The 15,898-nt window shown below is 59.1% G+C and carries 15 protein-coding genes; 7 read left to right on the forward strand and 8 right to left on the reverse strand.

Features of this window, described 5'->3' with window-relative positions:
* Window position 1 precedes the first annotated feature (1 nt).
* The 3 genes from BH93_RS09270 to BH93_RS09280 all read right to left on the reverse strand — a co-directional run bounded on the left by BH93_RS09270 (window position 2) and on the right by BH93_RS09280 (window position 1,961).
* Window positions 2–538, reverse strand: a complete 537-nt coding sequence (locus BH93_RS09270) for a hypothetical protein (protein ID WP_052064797.1) — start codon at window positions 536–538, stop codon at window positions 2–4.
* Between the two features lie 101 nt (window positions 539–639).
* Entirely contained in the window at window positions 640–1,275 is a 636-nt protein-coding gene (locus BH93_RS27790; RefSeq protein WP_197914586.1) for a hypothetical protein, read from the reverse strand.
* Window positions 1,276–1,289: 14 nt separating this feature from the next.
* Window positions 1,290–1,961 (reverse strand): hypothetical protein, encoded by a 672-nt coding sequence (locus BH93_RS09280; protein ID WP_080738899.1) that lies wholly within the window; start codon window positions 1,959–1,961, stop codon window positions 1,290–1,292.
* A gap of 263 nt (window positions 1,962–2,224) precedes the next feature.
* Here BH93_RS09280 and BH93_RS09285 point away from each other — a divergent pair, with 263 nt between their 5' ends.
* Together BH93_RS09285 and BH93_RS09290 are read left to right on the forward strand one after the other, a co-directional pair.
* Window positions 2,225–2,752: a hypothetical protein gene (locus tag BH93_RS09285; RefSeq protein WP_242459168.1), complete on the forward strand. Its 528-nt coding sequence runs from the start codon at window positions 2,225–2,227 to the stop codon at window positions 2,750–2,752.
* A 25-nt stretch (window positions 2,753–2,777) separates the two neighbouring features.
* Entirely contained in the window at window positions 2,778–3,302 is a 525-nt protein-coding gene (locus BH93_RS09290) for a hypothetical protein (protein WP_052064799.1), read from the forward strand.
* A 21-nt stretch (window positions 3,303–3,323) separates the two neighbouring features.
* Here BH93_RS09290 and BH93_RS09295 read toward each other — a convergent pair whose 3' ends face one another.
* The 5 genes from BH93_RS09295 to BH93_RS09315 form a co-directional block, all read right to left on the reverse strand.
* Window positions 3,324–3,797: an ArsR/SmtB family transcription factor gene (locus tag BH93_RS09295; RefSeq protein ID WP_037171269.1), complete on the reverse strand. Its 474-nt coding sequence runs from the start codon at window positions 3,795–3,797 to the stop codon at window positions 3,324–3,326.
* Complete coding sequence (locus BH93_RS09300; RefSeq protein ID WP_037171270.1) at window positions 3,794–4,903, reverse strand: serine hydrolase; 1,110 nt, start codon at window positions 4,901–4,903, stop codon at window positions 3,794–3,796. The genes BH93_RS09295 and BH93_RS09300 overlap by 4 nt, the downstream gene beginning before the upstream one ends.
* A 90-nt stretch (window positions 4,904–4,993) precedes the next feature.
* Window positions 4,994–6,028, reverse strand: coding sequence for a hypothetical protein (locus BH93_RS09305; RefSeq protein WP_242459169.1), 1,035 nt, complete (start codon window positions 6,026–6,028; stop codon window positions 4,994–4,996).
* 39 nt (window positions 6,029–6,067) lie between these two features.
* A complete protein-coding gene (locus BH93_RS09310; protein ID WP_037171272.1) occupies window positions 6,068–6,637 on the reverse strand; it encodes a hypothetical protein in 570 nt (189 codons plus the stop codon).
* A gap of 82 nt (window positions 6,638–6,719) precedes the next feature.
* The gene (locus tag BH93_RS09315) at window positions 6,720–7,493 is read right to left on the reverse strand and encodes an 8-oxoguanine DNA glycosylase OGG fold protein (protein ID WP_037171274.1); all 774 of its coding nucleotides are present in this window, start codon (window positions 7,491–7,493) and stop codon (window positions 6,720–6,722) included.
* A gap of 304 nt (window positions 7,494–7,797) precedes the next feature.
* Between BH93_RS09315 and BH93_RS09320 the strand changes: the two genes are divergently transcribed.
* The 5 genes from BH93_RS09320 (at window position 7,798) to BH93_RS09340 (ending at window position 15,178) form a co-directional block, all read left to right on the forward strand.
* Window positions 7,798–7,980 (forward strand): hypothetical protein, encoded by a 183-nt coding sequence (locus BH93_RS09320; RefSeq protein ID WP_165712675.1) that lies wholly within the window; start codon window positions 7,798–7,800, stop codon window positions 7,978–7,980.
* Between the two features lie 548 nt (window positions 7,981–8,528).
* A complete protein-coding gene (locus BH93_RS09325; protein ID WP_037171279.1) occupies window positions 8,529–10,106 on the forward strand; it encodes a type I restriction-modification system subunit M in 1,578 nt (525 codons plus the stop codon).
* A complete protein-coding gene (locus BH93_RS09330) occupies window positions 10,093–10,905 on the forward strand; it encodes a hypothetical protein (protein WP_155290834.1) in 813 nt (270 codons plus the stop codon). The genes BH93_RS09325 and BH93_RS09330 overlap by 14 nt, the downstream gene beginning before the upstream one ends.
* Window positions 10,902–12,071, forward strand: a complete 1,170-nt coding sequence (locus BH93_RS09335) for a restriction endonuclease subunit S (protein WP_037171283.1) — start codon at window positions 10,902–10,904, stop codon at window positions 12,069–12,071. Before BH93_RS09330 ends, BH93_RS09335 begins: the two co-directional genes overlap by 4 nt.
* Window positions 12,068–15,178 (forward strand): type I restriction endonuclease subunit R, encoded by a 3,111-nt coding sequence (locus BH93_RS09340; RefSeq protein ID WP_037171286.1) that lies wholly within the window; start codon window positions 12,068–12,070, stop codon window positions 15,176–15,178. Before BH93_RS09335 ends, BH93_RS09340 begins: the two co-directional genes overlap by 4 nt.
* Window positions 15,179–15,898: the final 720 nt, after the last annotated feature.

A 15,898-nucleotide genomic window follows, 5' to 3' on the forward strand; every position in this document is an offset into this window, starting at 1 on the left:
GTCAGTTCCAGGTCGCCTGCTGCATCGACAGCACAAATCCGTGTCCGTCGCCCGCGTCGCAGATCATGGCCTCGACTCGGGAGTAGCAGGTGTAGCCGTTGAACGAGATGGATGTGTTGTAGTCCAACGGCTGAGCGTTCTCGACTCCGAATGCGCCCTGGTTGAAGCACATCGGCGTCACTCTGCCCGAGTCCAGGAAGAACCCCTTGCTCATTTCGTCGGCCGAGAACGGTGGCTTGTCGCAGTCCGCGCCGTCGGGCACGGGAGCGTCCGTGGCCTGGCAGCCCGACGAGAACTCCGTGGACCCGAGCTTGCAATAGACGTTTCCCGACGGCGATTTCCAGCCGACTTCGTTGTTGATCGCGGCGTATCGGGTGGGATCGACCGGGGTGATCGGTGTTGTCTCGGTCGATGGTGTTGTGACAGAACCGGAGTCGGGTTCACTGCTGATCGGGGGCTGAACGCTGGAGACCGGTGGCGACGCGTCGTTCGATGCAGTCGGCGCACCCCCGACCACAGTGGGGATGACCGACGGCATTGCATCCGTCGGTGCGTCCGAACTGTCACATCCCGTAAAAAGAATGCCGGCACACCCAATGGCCAGGGCGGAGACAACGGTGCGAATCCTGTTGCGCGTCATCAGTTCGACGTCGCTTGCTGCATCGACAACACGAATCCGTGCCCGCCGCCCGCGTCGCAGATCATCGCTTCGGCGCGGGAGAAGCACGTCATCCCGTTGAACGTGATGGAGGTGTTGTATTCCAACGTCTGCGCGTTCTCGACTCCGAATTCGCCTTGGTTGAAACAGGTCGGCGTCACCTTGCCCGGCGTCATGTAGAAGCCCTTACTGAGCTGGTCGATCGTGAACGACGGGTTGACGCAATTCGCGCCGTCCGGTACCGGAGCATCTCCCGACTGGCAACCGGACGAGAATTCGAACGCGCCGATCTTGCAATAGATCTTGCCCGAGGGGGACTTCCACCCGACCTGGTCGCCGTACGCGGTGTAGCGGGCCGGGTCGACGGGTGTGATCGGTGCGGTGTTGTTGACGGGGTTCGCGGGGTTCTGCGCTGGATCGGTGGACTCCGGTGCGGCGGCGGTGTCCGTGGTGTCGACCGGAGGGTTTGCAATGGTCACCTGAGGCGGCGCGGGAATTTGCGACGCGGCGGTGGGGGCCGCGGTCGGAGCAGCAGTGGGGGCATCCTCGCCGCCACAGGCCGTCAGTGCGAAAGTGAGGGCAGCAGTGGCTGCGAGTAGGACTGTTCTGCGTAACATTCGGAGCTCCTTCATCAGAAAGCGATGTTGGCGTCGCGGGAGATCATGAAGCCTCTGTCGCCGTCGTAGCAGGTGATACCGGCTTCGGTGGACCGGCAGAAATTGCCGGTCACTCCGATGACCTGGCCGTATTCCAGAACTCGAGGGCCAGGATTCCCGCCGAAGAAGATTCCCTGGTTGGTGCAGATCTGTTCGACTGTGCCGCCTTCGCGGATCTGCACCCCGTAGGTGTTGTTCTCGGTATTGAGGCATTCCCGGCCGGTGTTGCCTGGTACCGAGTAGCGGACCTGACAGCCCACGATCGTCCCGGGTGCATTGGCCGAATTGAATGCGCAGAACACATTCCCACTGGGGGACTGGAAGAAGTACTGGCTGCCGGCCTCCTCGAAATCGCGCGCATCGACGTTGACGTCGTCGCGGTTGGGAGCGGGCGCCACAGCGGCAGGTCCCGAATCGGCCGGCTGATCCGGTGCCGGAGTTACCACCTCCGGAGCCTCGACCGCTGGTCCGTCCGTTCCGGCGCCACCGCCCACGTCGGGGGAGTCGGCGGCTGACGGAGCGGGCGCTGCGCTGGTGACCGGTGCTGGATCGGTGCTGGTCGGCTCCTGGGAACCACACGCGGTGGTTCCCAGGGTGGTCGCGGCGACCAGGGCACACATGGCCACGATGTTGCGGACTTGCCTCATTCGTTCGTCCTCACCGGTGGCTGCGAAGTGCATCACCTCTTGGCACTTTTATCGAGCAGGCCAAGTGGTCTGTTAACGTCTTTCGTGTCACGACCGCGTCACGAATCGGTATACGGCTGGACTATCGGCCATTTCGCCTGCGAGTGTGAAACGACGGAACACTCAAGAACCAGTTGATGTTTCAGCTTCAACCTGAGACGCCTGGTGTGAGACTTGTTCTTGTCTGGAATCACGTTGTGTGACATCGACGAAAGGCATACAGATTGCGAAAGTCATTGCAACGAGCGGTAGTAGCGACGGCACTCACTGTTCCCCTGGTGTTCGGTATCGGGGTGGGTACGGCAGCAGCGGCCCCGCAGGTGACGAATCTGCAAGTGCCGATCGTGACCGGGTTCCAGATCGCTCCCGGAGCCGTCCCCGGCGGGTTCTTCCAGACCATTCCGATGAAAGCCACCGTGGGTGACGAGCCCGGTGTTGCCCGCTTCTCGGCGGCGAACATCGCCCCGTTCGCCGACCAGTATCCCTACCGGTATCTGAACCTGACCTGGCGGAACTTGGCGACGGGTGCAACGGGCGCGGCCGATCTTCGGCATTGGCAAGACGATCCGACACCGCCGGCGGAAGGTCCCTACGGCAGGGAAGATCTTCCGCTCGAGGTGGTCGCGAACACCGGCTCGGGTCCGGTCGTGGTGACGGTGACGCACACCCGGGACTACTCGAACGGCGGTCAGTGGGGCTCTCCGTACCTCGACACTCTTCTCCCCGGTGCCGGCGTAGTACTGGTCCCCTGATTCGAGCGCGAACGAAAGGCACACAATGCGAACATCTTTGCGACGCGGAGTAGTGGCGCTGGCGCTCTCCGTGCCTCTGGTTCTCGGTGTGGGAGTGGGCGAGGCGACGGCGGCAACCACGACGTCCGAGCTTCTGGTCCCCGTCGTCACCGGGCCGGAGTTCGGACCGGCTGGGGTTCCAGGTGGACTCGTTCAGACGATTCCGATCAAGGCGACAGTCGGTGAGAAGCCGGGTGAGGTGCGCTTCGCGGCTGCAGACATCAGGCCGTACTACTACCAGTTCAATTACCGCTTCCTGACGGTGAACTGGCGCAATCTCGCCACCGGTGCCGTCGGAGCGGTCGATATACGGCACTGGGAAGCCCTCGAGGACCCATCGCTACCGATCAACGCGGAGCCGAGATATCCGGTCAATCTGCCTCTCGAAGCGACCGCGCAGACCGGTGCGGGCCCGGTGGTCGTGACGGTCACCCACAACCGTGAGCAGTGGCAAGCCCCGCCGGCATCGAACGCTCTGATCCCTGGGTTGGGTGTGTTGTTCGTGCCCTGATCCGACGGTTGCGCGAGGCGGTCAGGTGCCCAGATCGCCCGCGATATCGGCGGCAGCGAGCATGGAAACAAGCACGGGCACGACGCGTTTCGCGGCAATTCGGTAGTCGCCGCGGCCCTGCTGCTCGACGATGTTCGCCGAACTCAGCGTCTTGAGGTGGTGATAGACCTGACCGGAGGAGCCGACTCCCACCGCCGCGTGCAGATCCGCCGCGTTCGCGGGGCCGCGTAGCAGCGTTCGGACGATCCGCAACCGCACCGGATGTCCCAGAGCCGCAAGCACTTCTGATGCCGACGGGACGGGTAACTCCACGATGGCGTCGGGGGAGTATCCGATGTCCCAGCGGACCGTGCCGTACAGGTGCACGTCGCCTTGGTAGGCGATCATGCCGCCTGTCGTTTCCCTGGCCTCTGGCTGCTCAGGGGCGTCGCGTCGTTCCAGCTCGGCGACGCGGGCTTCCAGCTCTGCCAGTCTCGACTCGAACTCTGTGCTCACACCACGCAGGCTATCCGGTCCAGAACCTCCGTCGAGAGCATCGCCTCGATGATGAGTTGCTGCTGCGTGCCGGTTCCGGCCATGGCTTGATCGAATCGGTCGGCCGACAGTCCGTCGGTGAGCCACACCGCCGTCGCGACTGTTCCGTCGTTGCGGCGCAGCTCGAATCCCTGGGTCAGGACACCGGGGAGGCTGCCACCTTTGAACCCGACACCGCGGACGCTGTCGCCGGCAGGTTGCCATTCCAGTTGGCGCAGAATGGTGTCGGATGCCGCGCCGTAGGTCCCGTCCGTGAAGGCGCGATACATTCCGTTCAATTCTTCGGCCGAACCGCCGCGGAAACTGCTCTCGACCCTGGCGGCCTGGTCCTCGTAGATCGGCACTTGCACGGACGCCTCGACCTGGGCCCGGAACTGCGGGTCGAACGCCCACTTCTGAGCGGTCTCCCAGGTATCTGCATCGGCGAGTTCGGGATCGAAGACCGAGAGCATGTCGGCCACCATGCTCGGTAGCTCGAAGTTCTCCCAACCTCCGGTTGCTGCGGCGTCGACGAGGGCCTGATCGCCGAGTCGGTATCGGAGGTAGTCGGGCACCGAGTTGTCGCTCTCCTGGATCATGGCCGACACCATGGCGTCGATACGAACCGTGGCATTGGGGTCGGTTGCGTTGGTGCCGGCGTTCGCAATGCCCAATCGGGTCAAGGCCTTCGGGTGAGCGTTGGCGTCGGTGCCAGGCACGTACCAGCGTTCCCAATCCGATAGGGCCACTTGCTCATTGGGGTCGATGGTGCCGTTCGTGACTGCCTGGGCGTACGCGGCGAGATGCACGACCTTGATCGCGGATGCGAGTACCTGCTCTTGGTCGGCCCGATGTTCGACGGTTCGGCCGCGACCGTCGTCGATGACGAGGCCGACGGTGTCGGGCGCTTGATCGATCAGTCCGATCCACCCGTCCTCGGTGGCGAGGTCGGTGGACGTGACGGGAGCGCAGTTATCCGGCGTCGGGTTAGTGGTGGCGGTCGTTGCGGTTGCGTCGTTGTCGGTGGCGCATCCGCCCACCAACAGCGCAGCTACACAAGCTGTCGATATCCAGGTCGAGCGTCGCATCGAGGTCTCCCATCCGTTATTCCGTTATTCCGTAATTCCGGAATAACCATAGAAGATGGTGGAGTGTTCTGACAACCCTGCTTCTGGCCTTCATTCGATGCCTGTTAGTGCCGACAGTGCTTCGCTGGGGATTGCGCGGTAGTACCCGAAACCCGCGGCGCGTTGGCAACCGTCGAGCTCGAAGGACACGAATGATCGGCCCGAGCCGTCAGGACGGCGTAGTTCGGTCGATGCAATGCGGGTACTGATCTCGTTGCAGGCCGGTGCGAGGGGTGCGTTCGCTACCGACCTGACGATCGATGCGCTCTCCGCTCGGCCGAGAGTCGTCGAAGTCCCAGCCGCAGAAACGATGGAGTCCGGTGGTAGTCCCTCGGCAGCCAGAGGATTCGATGTACGAACTGTGCACAACTGCAACTGGTCCACATCTTCTATCGGCATCACCAACGACGGAACCACCGGACCATCTTGTGACCGTTCGCGTTCCTCGGCAGCAGCCACGTCCTCCGGTGTCGTGTTGTCGAAACCCTGTCCGTACGGACTGCTTTCGCACGAGGTGTTGTACCGATTGTCGATGCCAGTCGGGTGAGGCGACCTGGACACTTCGTTGAGGTCGGCGAGTGCTTCCATCGGTGCGTTCTGTAGACCGCACGGGCTCGCCGGCCATGCCGGTCGAAACGCTTCGCTGGCCTCGTTCACGAACCACAGGCCGACCGCCGGATCCATGGCATACACACACGAAGCCACGACGCCGTCGGGAAAGCGCTTCGAATCGGCCGAAAACGCAGTATCGACGGCGTCGATATTGCCTTCGAGCCGTACCGAGTCGACCGTCATGCCCCCGGCTTCGTCGGTGCCCCGCTCACATCTCACCACTGCAACCGGCTGAAAAGTGGCCGGTGGGTATCCCGGATCTGGTGCATCGGACGTCAGCGCCGGATCCCATGGCCCCGAGCCAGTCAGTCTTGTGTAGATGTTCTGGGCCAGACAGTCAGGGGAGGAAGCAATTGTCGCTGTAGGCGGGCGGTACGAGACGTCGTCAGTGAACGGGTTCAGGCTCGACGAGCACGCCGTCGACGCCAACACCACGGTGCCGACGAGAATCAGCGGAGACCTCACGCGGCTCATGACGGAAGGGTAGCTGCCGAGGACACCGTGAGCGACGGTTCACGACCTGAACGACTGTGTGGCCTCGTCTGTCGTGCTGTCCGCTCTCCGAACGAGGTGGCCGGTCGCGCGAAACGTGAACAACAGCCCGGTGACGGTAGCCCCCACTACGTCGCTCGTGCGGTAGTCCGAATTGTTGGCACATACGCGTACGAACTCTCTCTGCGGGATCGGTCGCTCCCGCACGATGAGTTCTCCTGACGTGCCGTCGGTTTCGCGGGGGTCGTCGCCCGGGACCCTGTTGACGATCGAGCCACAGACGACTCGGTTGTTTCCTACGCTTTCATTGGACACCGAGAAAGGAGTCAGCAGGGCCCACCCGGCGGAAAGCAGGGCGGCAGTAGCGATCAGGCCACAGGCCAGTGCCCACAGTGCGCGCAGCTTTTGCGGCCGTCGCACCCGCCACCAGCAGTAATTGGCCGCTCCGCCGAATGCGGCGAGCAGAAACCACCATTGCCAATCCGAATTGAAGACCAACCAATACGTTGACACCACGAGGATCACCCAGAATGCCGTGGTGAACCATTTGGGATGCACCTGACCGAAACGCCCGTGCAGCTGCATGCTCATCGCCACATCATGACCGCTTGCCGGCGGGTGCGTCGTCACGAGCGGGCGGAAGTCGGTCTGAGGTGCGTTGGTACTAGGCCGTTCAAAACAATGTGGGTGCGGTGTACCGACCGTGTCGTGCTTCGTTCAAGCGGGCGCTCCAGCGCTGCACGAGCCACATTTCGACGAGTTCGGGGCTGGTGTCGATGTCGGTGGCCCATGCGGTGATGAGTTCGACGTAGCGGTCGTAACGGCGGCGAGTGAAGCCGGTGACGGACGGGTCTTCGAGCCACCCTTCGTGGATGAGTGTCGACACTCCGTATTGGTCGATCAGCTGCGCCGGTCCGCCATAGACCGACGCCTTCACCGCCCACAAGAACGTGGCCATCAAGGACATTCCGACGCCCGGTGCGTCGGGCCAGCCGGACCAGGTCGAGTTCGGATGGTCGGGCATTACGCGGTTGCGGACACAGCTGTCGAGCATGGCAAGAGTCTTGGCGACGGGGTTCTCGTCGGGACGGCTGAGGTGCGGGTTCATGATGTCCGGGAATCGGCGCATCGCTCTGCGGTGCCGGTGGCTGCCCTGCCAGGCCGCGCAGAGAAACAGCAGTCCGAGCGAATCGTGTTCGCCTACAGCCAGATCGGTGCCGAACCGAAGATCGTTTCGCTGCACGGTGGCATCGCCGTACTCGACGATTTCGCCGTCTAGGTTGCGGCCGCGCAGCCGTAGATCATGACCTGCCCTGTCGAGGTGGCCGTTCCACCAATCCAGGTCCACCTCCACACCGTCGTCGAGGACATGGAGGTCGTAGCTGCGGTGCTGACACCACTGCACACAGGCCGTCGGCGGCGGGAACCCCTCGTCGAGTCGTGACATACCGCCATCGAAGCATCGGGTACCGACAGTTCGCAGCAGCCGTTACTTGGCAGGGGTCACTCGGATTTCACTCTGAGTGGGTTCCGGCTGGCGCCGCGAGTGCTGAATGAACTATTGGTGTGCCGGAGGTGGATGCCGGGGTGATCATCGCGAGCAGTTCGTCGAAGCGACAGATGATTCAGCGGATGGGTCCGATTCTGCGGCTCGACGGTCGGCCTATGGCGTTCGTGTTTATGTAGGTGGCGGGACGAACGAGGATCCTTCGCTGGGTGCGCACAAGGCGGCTCTGGATGGGTTGACGGGGGTGGCCGAGGAATTCGTGGACGTCGATATCGCTGATGCGGGTGCGTTGTTGGCGAGCGGGCTGGATCAGTCGACCCCGATTCTGCCGGAACCGCTGGTGCAGCCGACGAATATCCAGCCGATCGTGATTGCGCAGTCAAAGATGATGTCGCCGAGGGTGTCTGCGGCACGATCCAAGACGTAAAGGAGATCCTGCCGGAGGTGCGGTATGGGCTGCCGGATCGGCTCCATGGGATTCTGCGGTGCTTGGCGGCAATCGACGTTCGAGAGGCCTCGGTGTTGATCAGGCGTCACGGCATCGACAGGGCGAACTCCGCGCACGTTATCGCAGGTGTCGGTGGAGATCAGACTCAAGCGTACGGTCATCGAAACGCCTCAAGAAGCGGGTGTTGAAGTCGTTGGAGCGGAGGGCAGGCAGGATCGTGGCTGGCCTGGTGCCTCGGTAGCTGCACGGCTCCACACCACTGACGATCCCGACTGCCTACGTCAGTGCGATGGTTGTGCTGGATGACCATGACGCGGCCGGAATTATCGATGAATCTGTGCGTTCCCAAGTGCAAATGGCAGTACGTCGAGTTGTCCTCAGTTGTGCGCAGCAAGATTGAGCCTGTTCGGCCAGGTGTTCCCGCAACCCTGGGCGTGGTGCCTTCCTGCTGCTGAGCGACACCGCTACGGTAGTGGAAACACCGACGAGCAAGCTCGTCTGCCACAGGCGTAGGAGTAGAACCGCAAATGTCATCTTCAACTCGAGAAGGCCAGAGAGCCGAGCTGCACAAAACCATCTGGCGGATCGCCAACGATCTTCGTGGAAGCGTCGACGGCTGGGACTTCAAGACCTACGTCTTGGGTATGCTTTTTTACCGATTCATCTCCGAAAATTTGACCGTATACCTGAACACGCTTGAGATCCAAGCTGGGGACGCGAGCTTCGAATATTCAAAACTCGCTGATGCGAATGCCGAGTTTGGCCGCAAGGATACTGTCGAGGAAAAGGGCTTCTACATACTACCGTCTGAGCTTTTTCAGAACGTCCGTGAACGCGCTGCACAGGACGTCAATCTGAACGAGACCCTGGAGCGAGTTTTCAAGAATATCGAAGGTTCGGCGGTCGGGACTGACAGCGAAGACGACCTCAAAGGTCTATTCGACGATCTTGATGTTAATAGCTCCAAGCTCGGCAATACCGTCGCCAAACGCAACGCGAAGTTAGTCAAACTGCTCGACGCAATCGGGGATCTGCCGCTTGGTAATTTCGGGGACAACTCGATCGACCTCTTTGGCGATGCCTACGAGTATCTGATGCAGATGTACGCTTCGCAGGCCGGTAAGTCGGGCGGTGAGTATTACACGCCGCAGGAAGTCTCCGAAGTGCTCGCAAAGATCACCGTCGCGGGAAAGAAGCGGGTCAACCGGGTCTACGACCCAGCTGCCGGGTCGGGATCGCTTCTACTCAAGTTCGTCAAGGTGCTCGGCAGGGAGAACGTAGGCGGATTCTACGGCCAGGAGATCAGTCTGACCACCTACAACCTTGCTCGCATCAACATGTTTTTGCACGACGTAAACTACGAAAAGTTCAACATCGCCCACGGTGACACACTCACCGACCCCGCGCACTGGGATGACGAGCCGTTCGAAGCGATTGTCTCTAATCCGCCCTATTCGATCAAGTGGGAGGGCGACGCCAACCCGTTGCTGATCAACGATGAACGATTCGCCCCTGCGGGAGTGCTTGCGCCGAAGTCCAAGGCCGACTTGGCGTTTACCATGCATATCCTGTCGTGGCTGGCGGTCAACGGCACGGCGGCGATTGTCGAGTTCCCGGGAGTGCTGTACCGCGGTGGTGCGGAGGCAAAGATCCGCAAGTACCTGATCGATAGCAACTACATCGATGCTGTGATCCAGCTACCTCCAGATCTGTTCTTCGGCACCACGATTGCGACATGCATCATTGTGCTGAAGAAGTCCAAGAAAGACAACAGCGTTCTGTTTGTCGACGCTTCGGCCGAGTTTGAGCGCCTCGGCAATAAGAATAAGCTGCTTCCGGAGAACCAAGATCACATCCTCGACACTCTTGCAGCTCGCGTGGACGCAGACCACCTTGCGAAGCTGGTGGCAAATGAGGATATCTCCATCAACGACTACAACATCGCAGTGTCCAGCTACGTCGAGCACGAAAACCTTAGTGAGACCGTCGACATAATCGAACTGAATGCCGAGATCGCTCGGATCGTGGCACGGCAGGCCGAGTTGCGGACGGCGATTGATGCGATCGTTGCAGGTCTGGAAGGAGCCGGATATGAGACTGAGTGAAGTGCTTAGCCGTTCGGTCGATCGGGCAAACGATCCGCTGCAAGTAGAGAATTTTTTAGGTTCAAAGCGTATTGCTCGAGGTGCTCACCGCAACGTGGACGTTGGCACCGTGTTCAGGAACTATGAGTGCGAAACCTGCAAGGACCAGCGCTCATTCCAGTCTCGCGGCAAGCTCTCGTGCTTGGTTATGGGAGGCCACAGTGCAAGTATTGACACCGTTCTCGGCTGCCCAGGATGTTCTCAACGGGTCGGTGCCTGGTTTATCATCCGATGCGTTAGAGGCGACCTTTTCAGCCCCGCCCCGATGGTTTGTCTCGATCGAATGGTAGAGCACCGCAAGGTCCAACCTGTTCAGGATGACGAGGTCGTGCTTGACCCGTATCAGCTTCTTCAGCGGGCCATCGTCGCTCATCAAGTCGGATTGGGAGCCGGGGCAATGGTTTATCTGAGGAAGATCATGGAAGTAGTTACACACGCAGCGGCAGCTGCATATGAACTGCCGATCGAAGGAAAGAATGGTGGACGCAAGCCGTTTGCTCATCTACTCAAGGAAGTCGACGAAGAGGCTCGAATAATCCCAGTTCAGTTCTCGGGGCAGGGATATGACCTATTCTCTGAGCTCAGCAACCAGATACATGGTAACGGCACCGAAGCGGATGCTGTTAGTCGTTTTGGTCCCTGTAGGGCATTGATTGAAGGTATTCTTAGCAACATCGAACTGAACAGCAAAATCGATATGGCGATACAACAACTCGGCTGGAACGATGTACAGACTAGCGAAGCAGGGGTTGTCGCGTGAATTCCTTCAATGAGCTGATCGGCAGGCTAAAACTCGACGGCGTTCCATTCAAGACGCTTGGTGACGTCGGGACGTTTGTCCGGGGTAATGGTCTCCAGAAGAAGGATCTTACCGATGAAGGTGTTCCCGCCGTCCACTATGGCCAAATCCACACCCACTATGGGGTGTGGGCGACCGAGACGAAATCATTCACTTCAAAAGGCCTCGCGGCAAAGCTGCGCCATGCGAAGCCAGGTGATCTGCTAATTGCTACGACGAGCGAAGACGACCACGCTGTCGCGAAGGCAACGGCCTGGCTGGGCGAATCAGATGTCGTATTGAGTGGCGACGCATACATATACAGTCATACGCTCGAACCGAAATACGTTGCGTATTTTTTTCAATCCGAACAATTCGAGAGTCAGAAGCGGCGATACGTATCGGGAACCAAGGTGCGACGAGTATCGGGTGCAAGTCTGGCTAAAGTTCGCATCCCCGTGCCGCCTCGCGAGGTTCAGCGGGAGATTGCACGAATACTGGATCAGTTTGTTCAGCTGGAAGCGGAGCTGGAAGCGGAGCTGGAAGCCCGCCGCCGCCAGTACGGGTACTATCGCAACAGTATGGTAACCAAGAGCAGGTTCCGGTTAAGTGATTGGGTTCCGCTCGAAAACGTGGCTTCGATCCGGGCTGGGAATAGGCCGGAATCAATCAGTCACGTGGGCGATATACCGTACATAAACGCAGGTAATGAACCGTCTGGATTTACCGAGTCTGCCAACACGCACGGTGGGGCGGTGACCATTCCTTCACGAGGACAAGGCAGTGCCGGGCATGTCGGTTTCCAGAATGCAGAATTCTGGTGTGGGCCTCTCTGTTACCGAGTAGTCAGCTCCAATCCTGAGGTCTTAGACAAGTTTCTCTACTACTTTTTGAAAAATATACAAGAGGAGATAGTTGCCTTGAGGAAAGTGGGAAGTATTCCCGCAGTAAATAAATCGGATCTCGGAAAAGTTCTTGTCCCGGTGGTTGCTATCGATGAGCAGCTCCGTACGGTTGCGGCTCTCGATAGATTCGATGCGCTTGTAAATGACTCAGGTGTTGGCCTTCCTGCAGAGCTCGCAGCCCGCCGCGAGCAGTATAAGTACTACCGCGACAAGCTCCTTACCTTCGAGGAGTCCACAGCATGAGTGAGGCAACGCCACGCAAGTACGACCCGATTGCCGTTTCGGCAGAGAGTACGGTGGTCGCCGAGTACGTGCCGGGTGCGGCGTCGGAGGCTGGGCATCAATCGGAAGCTGCGCTTGAGCACGAGCTAATTAGGCTAATGGAGTCGCAGGCGTACGAATACCTGCCGATCGCCTCGGATGAGCAGCTGACTGCGAACCTGCGGCTGCAGCTTGAGCTGTTGAACTACATCACGTTCTCGGATGCGGAGTGGACCGACTTCTTGGACAACAAGATTGCCGGGAAGAGCGACGGCATCGCCGAGAAGACGGTGCGTATCCAGGAAGATCATGTGCAGATCCTCAAGCGCGACGACGGTTCTACAAAGAACATCGCATTTCTGGATAAGCACAACATCCACAACAACAGATTGCAGGTCATCAACCAATACGAGGTCGATCGTGCCGACTCTGCCGACGAGGAGGGTGCGGGTGGTCGGTACGCGAACCGCTATGACGTGACCATCCTGGTCAACGGGTTGCCGATGGTGCATGTCGAGCTTAAGCGGCGCGGTGTTGATATTCGTGAGGCGTTCAATCAGATAGATCGATACCAGCGAGACAGTTTTTGGTCAGGCACAGGTCTTTTCGAATATGTGCAGTTGTTTGTCATTAGTAACGGCACATTGACGAAGTACTACTCTAATACCACCCGCAACGCGCACTTGAACGAGCAAAAGAAGGCGACGAAGGGCCGCAAGAGTTCGAACTCATTCGAGTTCACGTCGTGGTGGGCGGATGCGCAAAATAAGCCGATCCAAGACCTGACGTCGTTCGTGAAAACTTTCTTCGCTAAGCACACGCTACTTAACATCCTTACCCGCTACTGCGTCCTGACCGCCGACCGTCTGCTGCTCGTCATGCGGCCTTACCAGATCGTTGCAACCGAACGAATCTTGCAGCGTATCGACATCGCCATCAACTACAAGCAACTCGGCACCATCGCAGCCGGCGGCTACGTGTGGCACACCACAGGGTCGGGCAAGACGTTGACATCGTTCAAGACAGCACAGCTTGCCTCCAAACTTCCGAGTGTGGAGAAAGTGCTGTTTGTCGTGGACCGCAAGGATCTCGACTATCAGACGATGCGCGAGTACGACCGCTTCCAGAAAGGTGCGGCAAACTCCAACACCTCGACGGCAGTGCTGAAGAAGCAGCTCGAAGACCCGACCGCGCGGATCATTATCACGACGATCCAGAAGCTCTCGACCTTCGTCAAAGCCAACAAGAATCATGCGATAGCCAACGAGCACGTCGTAATCATTTTCGACGAGTGTCACCGTTCGCAGTTCGGTGACATGCACACCGACATCACAAAAATGTTCAAGTGCTACAACCTGTTTGGCTTCACCGGAACACCGATCTTTGCCGAAAACAGCGGCAGCGGAGGCAACCCACAGTTCAAGACCACTGAACAAGCCTTCGGTGGGAAATTGCACGTCTACACGATCGTCGACGCGATCACCGACAAGAATGTGCTGCCCTTCCGGATCGACTACATCAACACAATCAAGGTCGGTAACGTCGTCGACAAAGAAGTATCGGCGATCGACCGTGAAAAGGCGCTGCTCGATCCTCGCCGCATCGATGAGATCGTCAAGTACACACTGGAGCACTTCGAACAGAAGACGAAACGAGCATCAACCTACGAGCATTCCGTGGTGACCAACGTCCCGCAGTCGACACGTACGCGACGCCAAGCCGAAGCGTTGCGTGAACGCAAACGTGTACGCGGCTTTAACGCAATTTTTGCGACTGCGTCGATAAGGGCGGCACGGATCTACTACAACGTGTTGACATCGGAGCAGGAGAAGCTCCCAGCTGGTAAGCGACTGAAAATTGGGTTGATCTATTCCTACGGCGCGAATGAGGCCGTCGACGATGATGTCATCGATGATGAAGGGTTTGAGACCGAGGATTTGCCGATCGACGCCCGCTCCGCGTTGGAAGATGCGATCATCGACTACAACGAGATGTTCGGTACCAGCTACGACACGAGCGCCGACAAGTTCCAGAACTACTACAAGGATCTCTCGCAGCGACTGAAGAACCGCGAGCTCGATCTGGTGATCGTGGTCAATATGTTCCTCACCGGATTCGATGCGACGACGCTGAACACATTGTTCGTGGACAAGAATCTGCGCGCACATGGACTGATCCAGGCGTATTCGCGGACCAACCGCATCCTGAACTCGGTGAAGACCTACGGTAACATCGTGGCGTTCCGTGATCTCGAAGACGCCACAAACAATGCGCTAGAGCTTTTCGGCAACAAGGACGCCCGAGGTGTCGTGGTACTCAAGCCATTCGGCGACTACTACGAGCAGTACTCCGACAGGGTCAATGAAACGCTATCAAAGTTCCCACTTGGACAACCAATTATCGGGGAGCAAGCTCAAAGAGAGTTTATCGCGCTCTTCGGTCATATTCTGCGGCTCGAGAACATCCTCACTTCATTTGACGACTTCGCTGGCAACGAGATCCTGACTGAACGCCAGGGTCAGGACTACCGCAGTGTCTACCTCGACCTTTACGCCGAGTTCCGCAAGGGTACCGACGCCGACAAAGAGCTGATCAACGACGATGTGGTGTTCGAGGTCGAGCTGATCAAGCAGGTCGAGATTAACGTCGATTACATTCTCATGCTCGTCGCCAAGTATTGCGAGGATCACGGTGGGAATGACGAGGACAAGGAGATCCGTGCTGAGATCTCCCGTGCGGTTGATGCCAGCCCCACGTTGCGCAACAAGAAGGATCTCATCGAGGACTTTGTCGACTCCGTGTCCGTCGATGAGGCTGTCGACGAAGAGTGGCAGGCATTCATTGCAGTCAAGAGCGAAGCTGAGCTGGCCAAGATCATTGAGGATGAGAATCTCCACGCCGACAACACGCGCGCCTTCGTCCATACGGCGTTCCGCGATGGAGCACTGCGCACAAGTGGTACGGCGATTACGAAGGTACTGCCGCCGGTCTCCCGATTCGCGAGAGGCGGCGGTCACGGAGAGAAAAAGCAACGCGTGATCCAGAAGCTGTCCGCGTTCTTCGAGAGGTTCTTCGGCTTGAGTGCCTGAGGTGTCCAGTGAGCGTGAGTGAACACGGACCGACTTGCTGCACTGCTTCCGTCGCGCTTGAGCGCGCCTGAATCATGACAAAGGGCATGGTTGTGGACAAGAAGAAGGTCGACCACGCGTGGAAGAGGAAGGCCTACAGGTGCAGATCTACCTTCCACTCAGACACCCTGTGTCAGCTCCTGCCCGCAGATCGAGCCGGTGCTCCGAAGGCTGTGTGGGCAACGACTTTTTTGTTCGACTTCTCGATCGACGGGAAGTGACTAGACTTGGCGGCCGTGACCTGGATCGAGAAGACCTAACACCGCAAACGCCGTCAACGACGTCTCGGCACCCTACTCCGATCGACTTTAAGACAATCAACCGGGCCGCGCACGCAGCCTGAATCACTGAACCCCACCAGTTTGCCGAAGTGGTGGGCAGTCCCGGTTGCCTCGCGCGTGCCGCAGGCGGATTTGTACTCGTGGAGGCGGTCGAGGACCATTGCAGTGCGCGCTCGCCTCGCTCGGCCGGGTAACACCTCGACATGCGCTTCAACTTTCACAAAGAACGAAGTGGCGTCAAACCCGGGACGGTCCGCCCATCCGGCCTGCTAGATGTTGGGGATCTGGGTAACCATCACTACCAAATGTTGGGGTTCGGCAAGCGTGTCGCGTGATTTTCTCCCAGGTCGGGCCATACAGTAGTTCGTGGGAAAGTGACCGGTCAGACTTCAACCGCTAG

The organism is Rhodococcoides fascians A25f (genome assembly GCF_000760935.2).
Classification (GTDB): domain Bacteria; phylum Actinomycetota; class Actinomycetes; order Mycobacteriales; family Mycobacteriaceae; genus Rhodococcoides.

Excerpts from the sequence above, each read along its gene's own strand:
- BH93_RS09270 (WP_052064797.1), bottom strand. The coding sequence starts at position 538 with ATGCCGTCGGTCATCCCCACTGTGGTCGGGGGTGCGCCGACTGCATCG.
- BH93_RS27790 (WP_197914586.1), bottom strand. The coding sequence starts at position 1,275 with ATGTTACGCAGAACAGTCCTACTCGCAGCCACTGCTGCCCTCACTTTC.
- BH93_RS09280 (WP_080738899.1), bottom strand. The coding sequence starts at position 1,961 with ATGAGGCAAGTCCGCAACATCGTGGCCATGTGTGCCCTGGTCGCCGCG.
- BH93_RS09290 (WP_052064799.1), top strand. The coding sequence starts at position 2,778 with ATGCGAACATCTTTGCGACGCGGAGTAGTGGCGCTGGCGCTCTCCGTG.
- BH93_RS09300 (WP_037171270.1), bottom strand. The coding sequence starts at position 4,903 with ATGCGACGCTCGACCTGGATATCGACAGCTTGTGTAGCTGCGCTGTTG.
- BH93_RS09305 (WP_242459169.1), bottom strand. The coding sequence starts at position 6,028 with ATGAGCCGCGTGAGGTCTCCGCTGATTCTCGTCGGCACCGTGGTGTTG.
- BH93_RS09310 (WP_037171272.1), bottom strand. The coding sequence starts at position 6,637 with ATGAGCATGCAGCTGCACGGGCGTTTCGGTCAGGTGCATCCCAAATGG.
- BH93_RS09315 (WP_037171274.1), bottom strand. The coding sequence starts at position 7,493 with ATGTCACGACTCGACGAGGGGTTCCCGCCGCCGACGGCCTGTGTGCAG.
- BH93_RS09325 (WP_037171279.1), top strand. The coding sequence starts at position 8,529 with ATGTCATCTTCAACTCGAGAAGGCCAGAGAGCCGAGCTGCACAAAACC.
- BH93_RS09330 (WP_155290834.1), top strand. The coding sequence starts at position 10,093 with ATGAGACTGAGTGAAGTGCTTAGCCGTTCGGTCGATCGGGCAAACGAT.
- BH93_RS09340 (WP_037171286.1), top strand. The coding sequence starts at position 12,068 with ATGAGTGAGGCAACGCCACGCAAGTACGACCCGATTGCCGTTTCGGCA.